The 13,638-nt window shown below is 59.1% G+C and carries 13 protein-coding genes; 3 read left to right on the top strand and 10 right to left on the bottom strand.

Features of this window, described 5'->3' with window-relative positions:
- Positions 1–37: 37 nt before the first annotated feature.
- The gene (dnaG, locus tag HU724_RS25725) at positions 38–2,002 is read right to left on the bottom strand and encodes a DNA primase (RefSeq protein WP_016772882.1); all 1,965 of its coding nucleotides are present in this window, start codon (positions 2,000–2,002) and stop codon (positions 38–40) included.
- Positions 2,003–2,488: 486 nt separating this feature from the next.
- Positions 2,489–2,704 (bottom strand): 30S ribosomal protein S21, encoded by a 216-nt coding sequence (gene rpsU, locus HU724_RS25720; RefSeq protein WP_002551877.1) that lies wholly within the window; start codon positions 2,702–2,704, stop codon positions 2,489–2,491.
- A 199-nt stretch (positions 2,705–2,903) separates the two neighbouring features.
- Here rpsU and tsaD point away from each other — a divergent pair, with 199 nt between their 5' ends.
- Positions 2,904–3,929 (top strand): tRNA (adenosine(37)-N6)-threonylcarbamoyltransferase complex transferase subunit TsaD, encoded by a 1,026-nt coding sequence (tsaD, locus tag HU724_RS25715; protein WP_016772883.1) that lies wholly within the window; start codon positions 2,904–2,906, stop codon positions 3,927–3,929.
- A gap of 23 nt (positions 3,930–3,952) precedes the next feature.
- Here the strand turns inward: tsaD and plsY are convergent, their stop codons facing one another.
- Positions 3,953–4,522, bottom strand: coding sequence for a glycerol-3-phosphate 1-O-acyltransferase PlsY (plsY, locus tag HU724_RS25710; RefSeq protein WP_186568892.1), 570 nt, complete (start codon positions 4,520–4,522; stop codon positions 3,953–3,955).
- A gap of 74 nt (positions 4,523–4,596) precedes the next feature.
- On the opposite strand from plsY, the gene folB reads away from it, so the two are divergent.
- Both folB and folK read left to right on the top strand, forming a co-directional pair.
- Positions 4,597–4,953, top strand: a complete 357-nt coding sequence (gene folB, locus HU724_RS25705; protein WP_016772885.1) for a dihydroneopterin aldolase — start codon at positions 4,597–4,599, stop codon at positions 4,951–4,953.
- Positions 4,944–5,462: a 2-amino-4-hydroxy-6-hydroxymethyldihydropteridine diphosphokinase gene (gene folK / locus HU724_RS25700; protein WP_186568891.1), complete on the top strand. Its 519-nt coding sequence runs from the start codon at positions 4,944–4,946 to the stop codon at positions 5,460–5,462. The genes folB and folK overlap by 10 nt, the downstream gene beginning before the upstream one ends.
- Before the next feature lie 82 nt (positions 5,463–5,544).
- On the opposite strand, the gene HU724_RS25695 is transcribed toward folK, so the two are convergent.
- From HU724_RS25695 to apaG, 7 genes are all read right to left on the bottom strand, one after another.
- Positions 5,545–6,774, bottom strand: a complete 1,230-nt coding sequence (locus HU724_RS25695) for a multifunctional CCA addition/repair protein (RefSeq protein WP_186568890.1) — start codon at positions 6,772–6,774, stop codon at positions 5,545–5,547.
- 63 nt (positions 6,775–6,837) lie between these two features.
- Complete coding sequence (locus tag HU724_RS25690) at positions 6,838–8,400, bottom strand: SpoVR family protein (RefSeq protein ID WP_073476558.1); 1,563 nt, start codon at positions 8,398–8,400, stop codon at positions 6,838–6,840.
- On the bottom strand, positions 8,397–9,668 hold the full coding sequence (locus HU724_RS25685) for a YeaH/YhbH family protein (RefSeq protein WP_039757709.1): 1,272 nt from the start codon (positions 9,666–9,668) through the stop codon (positions 8,397–8,399). The genes HU724_RS25690 and HU724_RS25685 overlap by 4 nt, the downstream gene beginning before the upstream one ends.
- Positions 9,669–9,787: 119 nt before the next feature.
- On the bottom strand, positions 9,788–11,710 hold the full coding sequence (locus HU724_RS25680) for a PrkA family serine protein kinase (protein ID WP_016772892.1): 1,923 nt from the start codon (positions 11,708–11,710) through the stop codon (positions 9,788–9,790).
- Between the two features lie 296 nt (positions 11,711–12,006).
- Complete coding sequence (gene glpE, locus HU724_RS25675; protein ID WP_016772893.1) at positions 12,007–12,336, bottom strand: thiosulfate sulfurtransferase GlpE; 330 nt, start codon at positions 12,334–12,336, stop codon at positions 12,007–12,009.
- A 33-nt stretch (positions 12,337–12,369) separates the two neighbouring features.
- Positions 12,370–13,251 (bottom strand): symmetrical bis(5'-nucleosyl)-tetraphosphatase, encoded by an 882-nt coding sequence (locus HU724_RS25670; RefSeq protein WP_125916528.1) that lies wholly within the window; start codon positions 13,249–13,251, stop codon positions 12,370–12,372.
- Positions 13,251–13,631, bottom strand: a complete 381-nt coding sequence (gene apaG, locus HU724_RS25665) for a Co2+/Mg2+ efflux facilitator ApaG/CorD (protein WP_122506055.1) — start codon at positions 13,629–13,631, stop codon at positions 13,251–13,253. The genes HU724_RS25670 and apaG overlap by 1 nt, the downstream gene beginning before the upstream one ends.
- Positions 13,632–13,638 lie beyond the last annotated feature (7 nt).

The following is a 13,638-nucleotide window of genomic DNA, read 5'->3' as shown; positions in this document are numbered from 1 at the left end:
CAAAAAACAAGCCGAGGATTATACCTGAGCTATGACCTCACGCGCCAGTTGAGGTCGGGTTTGATGCGGAAACATTGCGACTTAAAAGGTCGCGCAGTTGATTTTTCTCTTCGACGCTCAGTTCGCTTTGCCGCGCTTTCCTGAGTAACTGTTCGAGATTTCGCTCGCGTTGGCGGGCGGACAAGCTAGTAATGGTGTCGAAAAACTGTTGTTCAAGGTTATCTCCGTCAATCAGCCATTCCTTTTCTGCCAGCGCCTTGAGCAAGCGACCCTGTTCAGTACCGTGCCATCGCGCGATCAACTGAAATGAGTTTAGCTTGGGATTCTTCTGTACGGCTTCGAGCAGCGCCACAAGCAACTGGGCGTTGGTCTGATTTTCATCGGCAATGTGCCCGGCGTCTTCGACGCGCTTGGCCAGTTGCGGATGATGGAGCAATGTTCTCAATGCCGTCAGGGTTGGCGATTCAACGCCAATCGGCGTGCGCGGGCGCTGCTGTTCACGATCGCCACCACGCTTGCCGTTCTTGTCCCACGGTTTCTTGTCCCACTTCTTGCCGCCGGCGCCGGGTTTCTTCGGCGTCCATTCCTGCTGCGGCGCGTACATGTCCTGTGCCTGCGGCTGATGGTAGTCGCTGTAGTCCGGCATGGCGTCGTAATCGAAGCCCGGATCGTAGGCGGGCGGTGCTTCCTGCGGCGCACTCTGAACCAACTGGCTGACGGTCTCGCTGCTCAGGCCGGTAATCTCGGTCAGGCGCTGACGCATGAGGATGCGCAGGTTCGCTCCCGGCACCCTGTCGATCAATGGTGCAGCGAGGGTGGCCATGTGCGCCTTGCCCTCAAGCGAGCGCGGGTCGGATTCTTCGGTCAGTTGCTGGAAAAAATAATCGGCCAGCGGCTGCGCGTGCTGATTGATGCGCGCCTTGAAAGCGTCGGTGCCTTCGGCGCGAACCAGGGTGTCCGGGTCTTCGCCTTCGGGCAAAAACAGGAACCGCGCGCGACGACCGTCCTGCAGGCACGGCAGGGTCGCTTCCAATGCGCGCCACGCGGCGTTGCGGCCCGCCTGGTCGCCGTCGAAGCAGAACAATACGTTCGGCACGACGCGGAACAGGCGCTTGAGGTGTTCTTCGCTGGTCGCGGTACCCAGCGTGGCGACGGCATTGCGCAAGCCTTGCTGGGCGAGGGCGATGACGTCCATGTAACCCTCGACAACGATGATTTCGTCGAGGTTGCGATTGTTCTTGCGCGCTTCATAGAGGCCGTAGAGTTCCTGGCCTTTATGGAACACCGGGGTTTCCGGTGAGTTCAGGTACTTGGGCTTGTCGTCGCCCAGTACGCGACCGCCGAAGGCGATGATCCGTCCACGGGTGTCGCGGATCGGGAACATCACGCGATCACGGAAGCGATCGTAACGCTTACCGGTTTCGGCGTTCTCGATCAGCAGGCCGGCTTCGATCATGGCCTTCTGTTGCAGGGTGTCGCTGCTCAGATGCTTGAGCAGGTTGTCCCAGCCTGGCGGCGCAAAGCCGAGGCCGAAATCCCGAGCGATCTCGCCGGTCAGGCCGCGGCCCTTGAGGTAATCCACCGCAGCCTTGCGCGACGGATGACTCTTGAGTGCCTGCCGGTAAAAATCAGCGGCGGCGGTGAGCAGTGGATACAGCGGCGAATCGGTCGGCTGACGCGGCTTGCGCTCGCGGCCGCTTTCTTCGCGGGGGATTTCCATGCCGGCGGCTTTGGCCAGATCTTCGACGGCCTGGGGGAAGTCCAGGTTGTCGTGATCCATGAGAAAGCCGAGGGCGTTGCCGCCAGCGCCGCAGCCGAAACAGTAATAGAACTGCTTGTCGGGGCTGACGCTGAACGACGGGGTTTTCTCTTTATGGAACGGGCAGCAGGCGGTGTAGTTCTTGCCGGCCTTCTTCAATTGCACGCGCGAGCTGACCACGTCGACAATGTCGGTGCGGTTCAGCAGGTCGTCAATGAAGCTCTGGGGAATCAGCCCGGCCATGGCGTTCTCGTCGTCTGCGCTGCAATGAGTCCGTTGCGACGGGCTGTCGGACGCGGGCCATTGCTGGAAACGCACAAAAAGTGCGGCTCGACCGGTGTCGTCTGCGTGATCGCTGTCGGGAAGTGTATCTGCCGAAAATCCACTGACGTTAGTACCTATCAGTCTTCGACTATTTGAAAGTGTTGCGCTGAATCCGCTGACGGCCGATTGTCGACCTCGGATAGCTCAATAAAGCGGGCACGCATGCAGGTGCCTTGGGCTGATCGTCGTAAGAGGAATCAGTGGGTGTGCTCGTCAGTAGCCTTGAAAGGCTCGTCAGAAAAGACGTGCACCGCTGGCAAAAGAGCCAGGCCTGACGCGGTGAAGCAGATTTGTCTCGGTCGCATCGGCGGCGTCGACGGTGAAGCATCAAGCGTTTTACGCAAATGCCATTAGCCCGGCTGAGGGCCGGGCTTAGGCAAGAAGCTTGCTACGAACGTCTGTGGATTAGTACAGACGAACGGCGCGGCGCTGTTCGCGCTGAACTTTCTTGGCGTGACGCTTAACAGCGGCTGCTGCTTTGCGCTTACGCTCAGAAGTTGGCTTCTCGTAAAATTCGCGGCTACGAACTTCAGCCAGTACACCGGCTTTTTCGCAGGAGCGCTTGAAACGACGCAGAGCTACGTCGAAGGGTTCGTTCTCTTTTACTTTGACGGCTGGCATCCAGAGCTACCTTCATTCATTACCGGGGTCAACATCCTCGCGGCAAAAGAGCACTTGAAGACGTCGGTTTTTAAGGGTTGCGGATGTTAACCCCTCATCGCTCGGAATGCAAAGCCTCTGATCGAAAACCGCTGGTCGGGGCATCACGTGGCGACTATTATGCGCGCCTTCGAATTCAGCCTAAACAAGGCGCAAACCCATGCTAGTACTGGGATTAGAAACCTCCTGCGACGAAACCGGCGTCGCATTGTATGACAGTGAACGCGGTCTGCTGGCCGACGCGCTGTTCAGTCAGATCGACCTGCACCGCGTCTATGGTGGTGTGGTGCCGGAGCTGGCCTCGCGTGACCACGTCAAACGCATGCTGCCCTTGATCCGTCAGGTGTTGGCCGAGGCCGACTGTGTGCCGACCGAGATCGACGCAATCGCCTACACCGCAGGTCCTGGGCTGGTCGGCGCGCTGCTGGTCGGTGCCTCCTGCGCGCAGGCGCTGGCGTTTGCCTGGGGCATTCCGGCGCTTGGCGTGCACCATATGGAGGGCCACTTGCTGGCTCCGATGCTGGAGCCGAAACCGCCGCAATTCCCGTTCGTCGCTTTGTTGGTTTCCGGTGGCCATACGCAGTTGGTTCAGGTCGACGGTATTGGCCAATACAGCCTGCTCGGCGAGACGCTCGACGATGCGGCCGGTGAAGCCTTCGACAAAACCGCAAAGATGATGGGCCTCAATTACCCCGGCGGGCCGGAAATCGCCAAGCTGGCCGAGAAGGGCGTCGCAGGACGTTTCACTTTTCCGCGTCCGATGTGTGATCGCCCGGGTCTGGACTTCAGCTTCAGCGGCTTGAAAACTTTCGCCCTCAACACGTGGCAGCAATGCGTCAGCGCCGGGGACGACGGCGAGCAAGCCCGTTGCGACATCGCGCTGGCATTCCAGCAGGCCGTGGTGGAGACTTTGACCATCAAGTGCAAGCGCGCCCTGAAACAGGCAGGCATGAAGCGGCTGGTGATTGCCGGCGGCGTCAGCGCCAACAAGGCGTTGCGGGTTTCGCTGGAAAAGATGCTCGGCGATATGAAGGGCGATGTGTTCTATGCGCGCCCTGAGTTCTGCACCGACAATGGCGCGATGATCGCGTTTGCCGGTTGCCAGCGCCTGAAGGCCGGTCAGCAGGAAAGTCTGGCAATCACCGTGCAGGCACGCTGGCCAATGGAGCAGTTGTCGGCGCTGTAATGAGCGACGCTCATGGACGGCAGTCAGAAATGCCGTTCGCGCCCGGCAAACAGGTCGCGTAGATTGCCGCGATGGCGCCAGACAATCAGCAAGGTCAGCGCGCTCATTGGCAGCAAGGCTTCCGGCTCCTGCCAGGCCAGCAACGGCAGGGTCAGTGGCGTGGCAATCAGCGCCGCCAGCGAGCTGGTGCGGGTCAGGTAGAACGTCAGCAGCCAGGCGCACACCGCCAGCAGCGCGGCGGGTGGATACAGGCCGAGCAGCATGCCGGCGGCAGTGGCAACGCCTTTGCCGCCGCGAAAGCGAAAGTACAAAGGGAACAGGTGACCGATCACGGCGCACACGCCAATCCAGGCCTGATCCTGCAGTGAGAGGCCCGCGCCCGAGGCGATCAGCACCGGCAGCAGGCCTTTGCACAGATCACCGAGCAGGGTCAGGATCGCCAGTTTGCGACCGGCCAGGCGCAGCATGTTGGTGGCGCCGGCATTACCCGAGCCACTCATTCGCGGATCCGGATTTCCGGTCAGGCGGCTGAGCAAAATGGCGAAGGACAGCGAGCCGAGCAGGTAGGCGAGAATCGCCAGTAACCAAAACATGCTAACTATTCCGGGCGAGGACGCCCTGATTCTAACGGCGCATCGCGCCCTTGTCGTGCAGCGGAGAGAAGTGCTTGGACAGAGTGTTTATCGAGGGCCTGGAAGTCGACACCGTGATCGGTGCCTACGACTGGGAGCGTGGCATCCGTCAGTGCCTGCGTCTTGATCTGAGCTTCGCCTGGGACAATCGCCCGGCTGCCGCCGGTGACGACCTGACCCTGGCGCTCGATTACGCCAGTGTTTCCACGCGCATTCAGGCCTTCGCCGAGCAGGCGCAGTTCCAGTTGGTCGAAACCTTTGCCGAGCGTCTGGTTGAAGTGCTCATGGCCGAATTCAAGATCACCTGGGTGCGACTGAAACTGACCAAGCCGGGCGCCGTTCCGGCCGCCAAGGGTGGTGTGGGTGTGGAGATCGAGCGCGGATGTCGCTGATTCAAGTCTACCTCGGGCTCGGTAGCAATATCGAGCGCGAAACCCATTTGCGCGCAGGTCTCGATGCGCTGGCCACGTTCCTGGTGGATATCCGGTGTTCGGCGGTGTTCGAGAGCCAGCCGGTGGGCATCAAGAGCGGGCCGTTCTTCAATTTCGTGGTCTCGGCCTACACCGATCTGCCGTTGATGGAGCTTGATCGCCGCTTGAAATTCATTGAGGCGGATAACGGTCGCTATGCACCGGATCGCAAGGGCTTGCCGCTGGATATCGACGTGCTGTTGTATGGCGATCTGGTGGGTAATTTCGATGGATTGATCCTGCCGCGTGCGGAAATCCTGAAAAACGCATTTGTGCTGTGGCCGCTGTCACTGATTGCTCCGGATCGGGTGCATCCGGGGGTGGGCCAAAGCTTTGCGACGTTGTGGGCTGAGGCGCAAATTGATCAGGTGTTGGCGCCGGTTGCGTTCGAATGGCGGGGGGAGCAGCTCACGCCTTCGGATTTGCGGTGATATCAAATGCGCTTTCGCGAGCAGGCTCGCTCCCACGTGGGATCGAGGTCTCCGGTGGGAGCGAGCCTGCTCGCGAAGTTTTTTAGGCTGTCGCCGCGTCTTTGTAGGCTTTCAATGCTTTCAACCGTTCCCGCTTCAGCGCTTCACCCAGTTCCGGCCCCTTGAATCCCTGCTCCAGCAACGGCTGCACCGCCACCGCTCGTGCAGCTTTCGCCGCTCCGCGCAAGTAATCCGCCTGTGGATAACTTCGCTGCTCCAGGCCCTTGCGGCCACGGGCGTCCATCTCGCACGCGACGATAAACTCTTCGAAGCGCTGCGGCCGGCGATAGATATCGAAGCTCTGCAATAACTCCAGCAGCGTCGAGGCTTTCAGCTCCAGCGCCCGGTGCCCATGGGTGTGATACTGCCCGACCAGCAGCGCCAGTTCCTGACAGTCCTTGGGGACCTTGAAGCGCTCGTTGACCGCTTTGATCAGCTTCAGCCCCGTGTGCTCATGGGCGATATGCCGGGGCCATTCTTCTTCCGGCGTCAGACCTTTGCCCAAGTCGTGCAGCAGGCAGGCCCAGCGCACCGTCAGCGGCTGCTTGTGCAGGGCCGATTGCTCCAGCACGCTCAAAGTGTGCAGGCCCGTGTCGATTTCCGGGTGATGAGTTTCCGGCTGCGGCACGCCGAACAAGGCGTCAACTTCCGGCATCAGTACTTTCAGCGCGCCACAGTCGCGCAAGACCTGAATGAACACCTGTGGGTGGTCTTCCAGCAGTGCCCGGGAAATCTCCTTCCAACTGCGTTCGGCAGTCAGCGCCTGCAGTTCGCCGGACTCACTGAGCTGGCGCATCAACCCCATGGTCTCGTCGGCGACCGTGAAGCCCAGTCCCGCGTAACGCGCAGCAAAACGGGCAACGCGCAGCACTCGCAACGGATCTTCGGCAAACGCCGGGGAAACATGGCGAAGGATTCGTGCTTCGAGATCGCGCTGACCATGGTACGGATCGGTCAGGTTGAGCTGATCGTCCTCGGCCATGGCATTGATCGTCAGGTCGCGGCGAATCAGATCTTCTTCAAGCGTGACTTCGGGACTTGCGTAGAAAGTGAAACCGCCGTAACCGCGACCGCTTTTGCGCTCGGTGCGGGCGAGGGCGTATTCCTCACCGGTTTTCGGGTGCAGAAACACCGGGAAATCCGCGCCGACCGGGCGGAATCCCTGGGCGAGCATTTCTTCAGTGGTCGCACCGATCACGACCCGGTCGACATCAGTGACCGGCAACCCCAACAGGCGATCACGTACCGCGCCGCCAACCTTGTAAACCTGCATAAAAAACCTCCGTCAGTCCGACAGGATAACCCTTGCGTCAGACTTTCGGAGGCCGGAACCGGATCAAAGATGAATCACGGCCAGATCGAGCCGGCCGTAATCGCCTTCGCTGTGTTCACTGCGTGGCGGCACGTGATGGGTTTTCATGATCTGGTCGCCTTGCAGGGTTTCCAGATGAATGTCGAAGCCCCAGAGCCGGTGCAGGTGCTTGAGCACTTCTTCGGTGGAGTCGCCCAATGGTTTGCGATCGTGTTGCTGATGGCGCAGGGTCAGCGAGCGATCACCGCGCCGATCGATGCTGTAGATCTGCACGTTCGGCTCACGATTGCCGAGGTTGTATTGCGCTGCCAGGGTTTCCCGGATGATCCGGTAGCCGCCCTCATCATGAATGGCCGGCACCAGCAGGTCGTCTTTCTGGTCGTCATCGAGAATGCTGAACAGCTTCAGATCGCGGATCACCTTGGGGGACAGGTACTGCAGGATGAAACTCTCGTCCTTGAAACTGCTCATGGCGAACTTGATAGTCGACAGCCAGTCGGAGCCGGCGATGTCCGGGAACCAGCGGCGATCTTCTTCGGTGGGTTCTTCGCACATCCTCCGAATGTCGCGATACATGGCGAAACCCAACGCATAGGGATTGATGCCGCTGTAGTACGGGCTGTCAAAGCCAGGCTGAAACACCACGCTGGTGTGCGAGGTGAGGAACTCCATCATGAAGCCGTCGGTGACCAGGCCTTCGTCGTACAAATCATTCATCAGCGTGTAATGCCAGAACGTTGCCCAGCCTTCGTTCATGACTTGGGTCTGGCGCTGCGGATAGAAATACTGGGCGATCTTGCGCACGATGCGCACGATTTCGCGCTGCCACGGCTCCAGCAGCGGTGCGTGTTTCTCAATGAAATAGAGGATGTTTTCCTGTGGTTCGGCCGGGAAGCGGGCGTTGTCCTTATCGCTGTATTTGTCCGCGCCTTTGGGAATAGTGCGCCACAGATCATTGATCTGCTTTTGCAGGTGCTCTTCACGGTCCTTTTGCCGCCGGCGTTCCTCTTCGGCGGAAATCGGATACGGCCGCTTGTAGCGGTCGACGCCGTAATTCATCAAGGCATGGCAGGAGTCGAGCAGATCTTCTACGGCGTCGATGCCGTGGCGTTCCTCGCACTGCATGATGTACTGCTTGGCGAACACCAGATAATCGATGATCGAACTGGCATCGGTCCAGGTGCGGAACAGGTAGTTGCCCTTGAAGAAGCTGTTGTGGCCATAGCAGGCGTGAGCCACCACCAGGGCCTGCATGCAGATGGTGTTTTCTTCCATCAGATAGGCGATGCACGGATCGGAGTTGATCACGATCTCGTAGGCCAGGCCCATTTGCCCGCGGCTGTAGGATTTCTCTGTGCTGAGGAAGTGTTTGCCGTACGACCAATGGTGATAGCCCAGCGGCATGCCCACTGAGGCATAGGCGTCCATCATCTGTTCGGCGGTGATCACTTCGATCTGGTTGGGGTAGGTGTCCAGAGCATAACGGGCCGCGATCCGGGCGATTTCGCGGTCGTAGGTCTGGATCAGCTCGAATGTCCATTCGGAGCCGGTGGAAATCGGTTGGCGTTTCTGCTCTTTGGCGGTCATGTCACTAACCTGCGCTGGAAGAGTTCACGGAAGACCGGATAGATATCTCCGGCCGAGACCAGTTGCTGCTGCGCAAACGTGTCAGAGAAGGCTTCGGCGATGCGTTCGTATTCGTACCACAGGGCCTGGTGTTCGCGCGGGGTGATCTCCACATAAGTGTAGTACTGCACAAATGGCATGATCTGATTGATCAGGATGTCGCGGCAGATCGGCGAATCGTCGTTCCAGTTGTCGCCGTCGGAGGCTTGAGCGGCGTAGATATTCCACTCATTGCTCGGATAGCGCTCGGCCATGATCTCCTGCATCAGCTTCAGGGCGCTGGAAACAATGGTGCCGCCGGTCTCACGAGAATAGAAAAACTCCTCTTCGTCCACTTCCCTGGCGCTGGTGTGGTGACGGATGAACACCACGTCGATCTTGTCGTAGTTACGCTTGAGAAACAGGTACAGCAGGATGAAAAAGCGCTTGGCGATGTCCTTGGTCGCCTGCGTCATCGAGCCGGAAACGTCCATCAGGCAGAACATCACTGCTTTGGAACTGGGGTTGGGTTGCTTGACCAGCAAGTTGTATTTCAAATCGAAGGTGTCGAGGAACGGCACGCGGTGAATGCGCGCGCTGAGTTTCTCGATTTCAGCCTCGAGTTCCTGGATATCGCCGAAGTTGTCCGGTTCTTCGCGCTTGAGCCGTGCCAGCTCTTCCTTGGCTTCACGAAGCTTTGCCCGGCTGCTGCCGGACAGGGCAATACGACGTGCATGTGCTGAGCGCAGGGTGCGGATGATATTGATGCGTGAAGGGTTACCTTCGTTGCTGATCCCGGCGCGTACGGTTTTGAACGTGTCGGTGCCGGTCAGGTTGCGTTTGACCAGATTCGGCAATTCGAGGTCTTCGAACATGAACTCAAGGAATTCTTCCTGAGTGATCTGGAAGACAAACTCATCCATGCCTTCGCCGGAGTTTCCCGCCTTGCCCGGACCGCGTCCACCACCGCCTCCCGGTGGGCGGGCGATGTGTTCGCCGGCAGTAAACTCCTTGTTGCCGGGATGCACCACGGTCTGCTTGCCGCCGCGTCCATGATGAAGCACCGGCTCGTCGATATCGCGACCGGGAATGCTGATCTGTTCACCGTGCTCCATATCGGTAATGGAGCGGCGACTGACTGCCTCTTCGACAGCCTTCTTGATGTGGTCACGGTAACGCCGCAGAAAACGCTGGCGGTTTACCGTGCTCTTGTTCTTGCCATTGAGGCGTCGGTCGATCACATAGCTCATAAGGCCCCTCCGGGGAGCTTCAAGTTTTGAGCTGCAAGCTGCAAGTAGAAGCGAATGCCCGTGTTTTCGGGTTCACGCGCTTTGTTCTTGCAGCTTGTGGCTTATAGCTTGCAGCTGCCTCACTGCGACTTGCGGACCCGCAGGTACCATTCGGACAGCAGGCGTACCTGTTTATCGGTGTAGCCACGTTCAACCATTCGCGTAACGAAGTCGTTGTGTTTCTGCTGATCCTCCTTGCTGGCCTTGGCGTTGAAGCTGATGACGGGCAGCAGGTCTTCGGTGTTGGAGAACATTTTCTTCTCGATGACCACCCGCAGTTTTTCGTAGCTGAGCCAGGTCGGGTTCTTGCCGTTGTTGTTGGCCCGGGCGCGCAGGACGAAGTTGACGATCTCGTTGCGGAAATCCTTCGGATTGCTGATGCCGGCAGGTTTTTCGATTTTTTCCAGTTCTTCGTTCAGGGCCACGCGGTTGAGGATCTCGCCGGTTTCCGGGTCGCGATACTCCTGATCCTGAATCCAGAAATCCGCGTACAGCACGTAGCGGTCGAAGATGTTCTGACCGTATTCGCTGTAGGACTCCAGATAAGCGGTCTGGATTTCCTTGCCGATGAACTCGATGTAGCGCGGCGCCAGGTACTCCTTCAGATAGCGCAGGTAGCGTTCGCGGGTTTCGGCCTGGAACTGTTCCTGTTCGATCTGCTGCTCCAGCACATAGAGCAGGTGCACCGGGTTGGCGGCGATTTCGTGCGGGTCGAAGTTGAACACCTTGGAGAGGATCTTGAAGGCGAAGCGGGTCGACAGGCCGTTCATGCCTTCGTCGACACCGGCCGAATCGCGGTACTCCTGAATCGACTTGGCCTTCGGATCAGTGTCCTTGAGGTTTTCACCGTCGTAGACGCGCATCTTCGAATAGATGTTGGAGTTTTCCGGCTCCTTGAGGCGCGACAGCACGGTGAATTGCGCGAGCATTTTCAGGGTGTCCGGTGCGCAGTGCGCCTTGGACAGGGAGCTGTTGAAGAGCAACTTGTCGTAGATCTTCACTTCATCGCTGACGCGCAGGCAGTACGGCACTTTGACGATGTAGATCCGGTCGATGAACGCCTCGTTGTTCTTGTTGTTTCGGAAGGTGTGCCACTCCGACTCGTTGGAGTGAGCCAGCAAAATCCCGGTGAACGGAATCGCGCCGAGGCCTTCGGTACTGTTGTAGTTGCCCTCCTGAGTAGCGGTCAGCAAAGGGTGCAGCACCTTGATCGGCGCCTTGAACATTTCGACGAATTCCATCAGGCCCTGGTTGGCCCGGCACAGCGCACCGGAGTAGCTGTAGGCGTCGGCGTCGTTCTGCGGGAATTCTTCGAGTTTGCGGATATCGACTTTGCCGACCAGCGCCGAGATGTCCTGGTTGTTCTCGTCACCGGGTTCGGTCTTGGCCACCGCAATCTGATTGAGGATCGACGGGTACAGCTTGACCACGCGGAACTGGCTGATGTCGCCGCCGAATTCGGCCAGGCGCTTGGTCGCCCAGGGCGACATGATGGTGTTCAGGTAGCGTCGTGGGATACCGAAGTCTTCCTCGAGGATCGCGCCATCTTCAGTGGCGTTGAACAGACCCAGAGGCGACTCGAAAACCGGCGAGCCCTTGATGGCGTAGAAGGGCACCTTCTCCATCAGCTGTTTCAGCTTCTCGGCCAGGGACGATTTACCGCCGCCAACGGGGCCGAGCAGATAAAGAATCTGTTTCTTCTCTTCCAGGCCTTGGGCGGCGTGGCGGAAATACGAGACGATCTGGTCGATGCATTCTTCCATCCCGTGGAAGTCTTCAAAGGCCGGATAGCGGCGGATCACCTTGTTGGAGAATATGCGCGACAGCCTCGAATTGGTCGAAGTGTCGAGCAGTTCCGGTTCGCCGATCGCCATCAATAGACGCTCGGCGGCGGAAACGTAGGCGCTGCGATCGTTTTTGCACAGCTCCAGGTACTCCTGCAGAGAGAGTTCTTCCTGGCGTGTGGATTCGAAGCGTTGTTGGAAGTGGCTAAAGATACTCATGACGTCACCTCGCTCGATACGTGGAGCCGACGCCGGATCACTCAGTCGATGCTGGCAGCAGTCGCTGTGGCAGCTGCTGTTTACCCCCCAGAATCCTCCCACGGTCGACAAACCGCGAAAGCTACTCCCGATGACCCGCGCGCCGGTGTACCGGCTCTCCCCTGATTTGGATGGCCTGCGCTTAAGGATAGTTGGGAATTCGAGAGGTAAAGGCGAGATACGTAATTAGTTGTGGCAGACCGTTCGTCTGCCGCGCGCAGGCCCACGGCAGCCGGGGCCTGCGCTGCGCAAAAAAATTATTCGGCGGTGCCTTGCGCGGTTTCCGACGGATAAGTCGTACGCCACAGCTCGAAACCGCCATCCATGCTGTAGACGTCAGAGAAGCCTTGGCTGACCAGATAGGCGGCTGCACCCTGACTGGAATTGCCGTGATAGCAGACCACGACGGTCGGTGCATCAAGGTCGGCGCCTTGAATGAAAGCGTGCAGTGAGTGGTTATCGAGATGCTTCGAACCGCTGATGTGCAGCGCGGCGAAAGTCGCTGGATCGCGTACGTCAACCACGACGGCGCCTTGTTCACGCAGGGCCTGCGCCTGTTCCGGGGGGATTCGTTTGAATTCGCTCATGGCGGGTTCCTGTAGCTCAACTGAAAGTGCAGTCTAACGCGGCGCGTCGACTGGCGAAGATTCGGGGATAAGTGGCGCAACCGTGTGTGCAAGCCCGCCGTGCTCGTCGCATTTGCATGACAGACGTTCGCCGCTGTCGACGTTCATCAGCGTAAGGCTGCCGCCCCATACGCATCCGGTGTCCAGCGCGGAAATGCCCGGTTCGTGGATATTGCCCTCGAGCGCAGCCCAGTGACCGAAGATGATGCGCAGGCCTTTGGTCTTGCGCTCCTTGTGCTGAAACCACGGCTTGTAGCCGGGCGGGGCGCTGTCCAGGCCCTCCTTGCTCTTGAGGTCGAGCTTGCCCTCGGCGGTGCAAAAGCGCATGCGTGTGAAATAATTAGTGATCACCCGCAGGCGATCAATGCCTTTGAGGTCGTTGTCCCATTTCGCCGGTTCGTTGCCGTACATGCCATCAAGGTAGGCGGGGAACACGTTGTCGTCACGCAGGGCGGTCTCGACTTCGGCGGCGCACTTCAACGCACGGCGCAGCGACCATTGCGGCGGGATGCCGGCATGGACCATCGCAACATCGCGTGTTTCGTCGTAATGCATCAGCTTCTGCTGGCGCAGCCATTCCATCAATTGCGGGCCGTCGGGGGCCTCGATGATTTCGCGCAGAGTGTCGCTTTTCTTCAAGCGCTCGATTTTCTTCGCGGCTGCCAGCAGGTGCAGGTCGTGATTGCCGAGCACGCAGACCAGCGACTCGCGCATCTCGTAGAGAAAGCGCAGGGTTTCCAGCGACTGCGGGCCGCGGTTGACCAGATCGCCGACCAGCCACAACCGGTCAAGCGCCGGGTCGAACGCGACTTGCTTGAGCAGGCACTTGAGCGGTTCGAGGCAGCCTTGCAGGTCACCGACGGCGTAAGTCGTCATCAGTGCAGGGCTCCGGGTACGGCGAGGCGAAACGGTTTGATGACGGCATCGAAATGTTTGCCGTCATCGGCGAGCATTTGATAAGTGCCCTGCATGGTGCCGACCTTGGTGGTCATCACCGTGCCGCTGGTATACGTGTGGCTCTTGCCTGCATCGATCAACGGTTGCTGGCCGACGACGCCTTCACCGCGCACTTGTTCGACATGGCCGTCACCATCGGTGATCACCCAGTGCCGGGACAAAAGCTTGGCCGCAATCTCGCCGTTGTTCTGCACGGTGATGGTGTAGGCGAAGGCGAAACGGTCGTGTTCGGGTTGCGATTGGTCTGCCAGATAGTGGGTGACGACGCTGACATCGACCTGATAACGGGAATCGGACATGCAAGAG

This window comes from Pseudomonas iranensis (assembly GCF_014268585.2).
Classification (GTDB): domain Bacteria; phylum Pseudomonadota; class Gammaproteobacteria; order Pseudomonadales; family Pseudomonadaceae; genus Aquipseudomonas; species Aquipseudomonas iranensis.
This window is presented reverse-complemented; position numbering and strand designations above follow the sequence as displayed.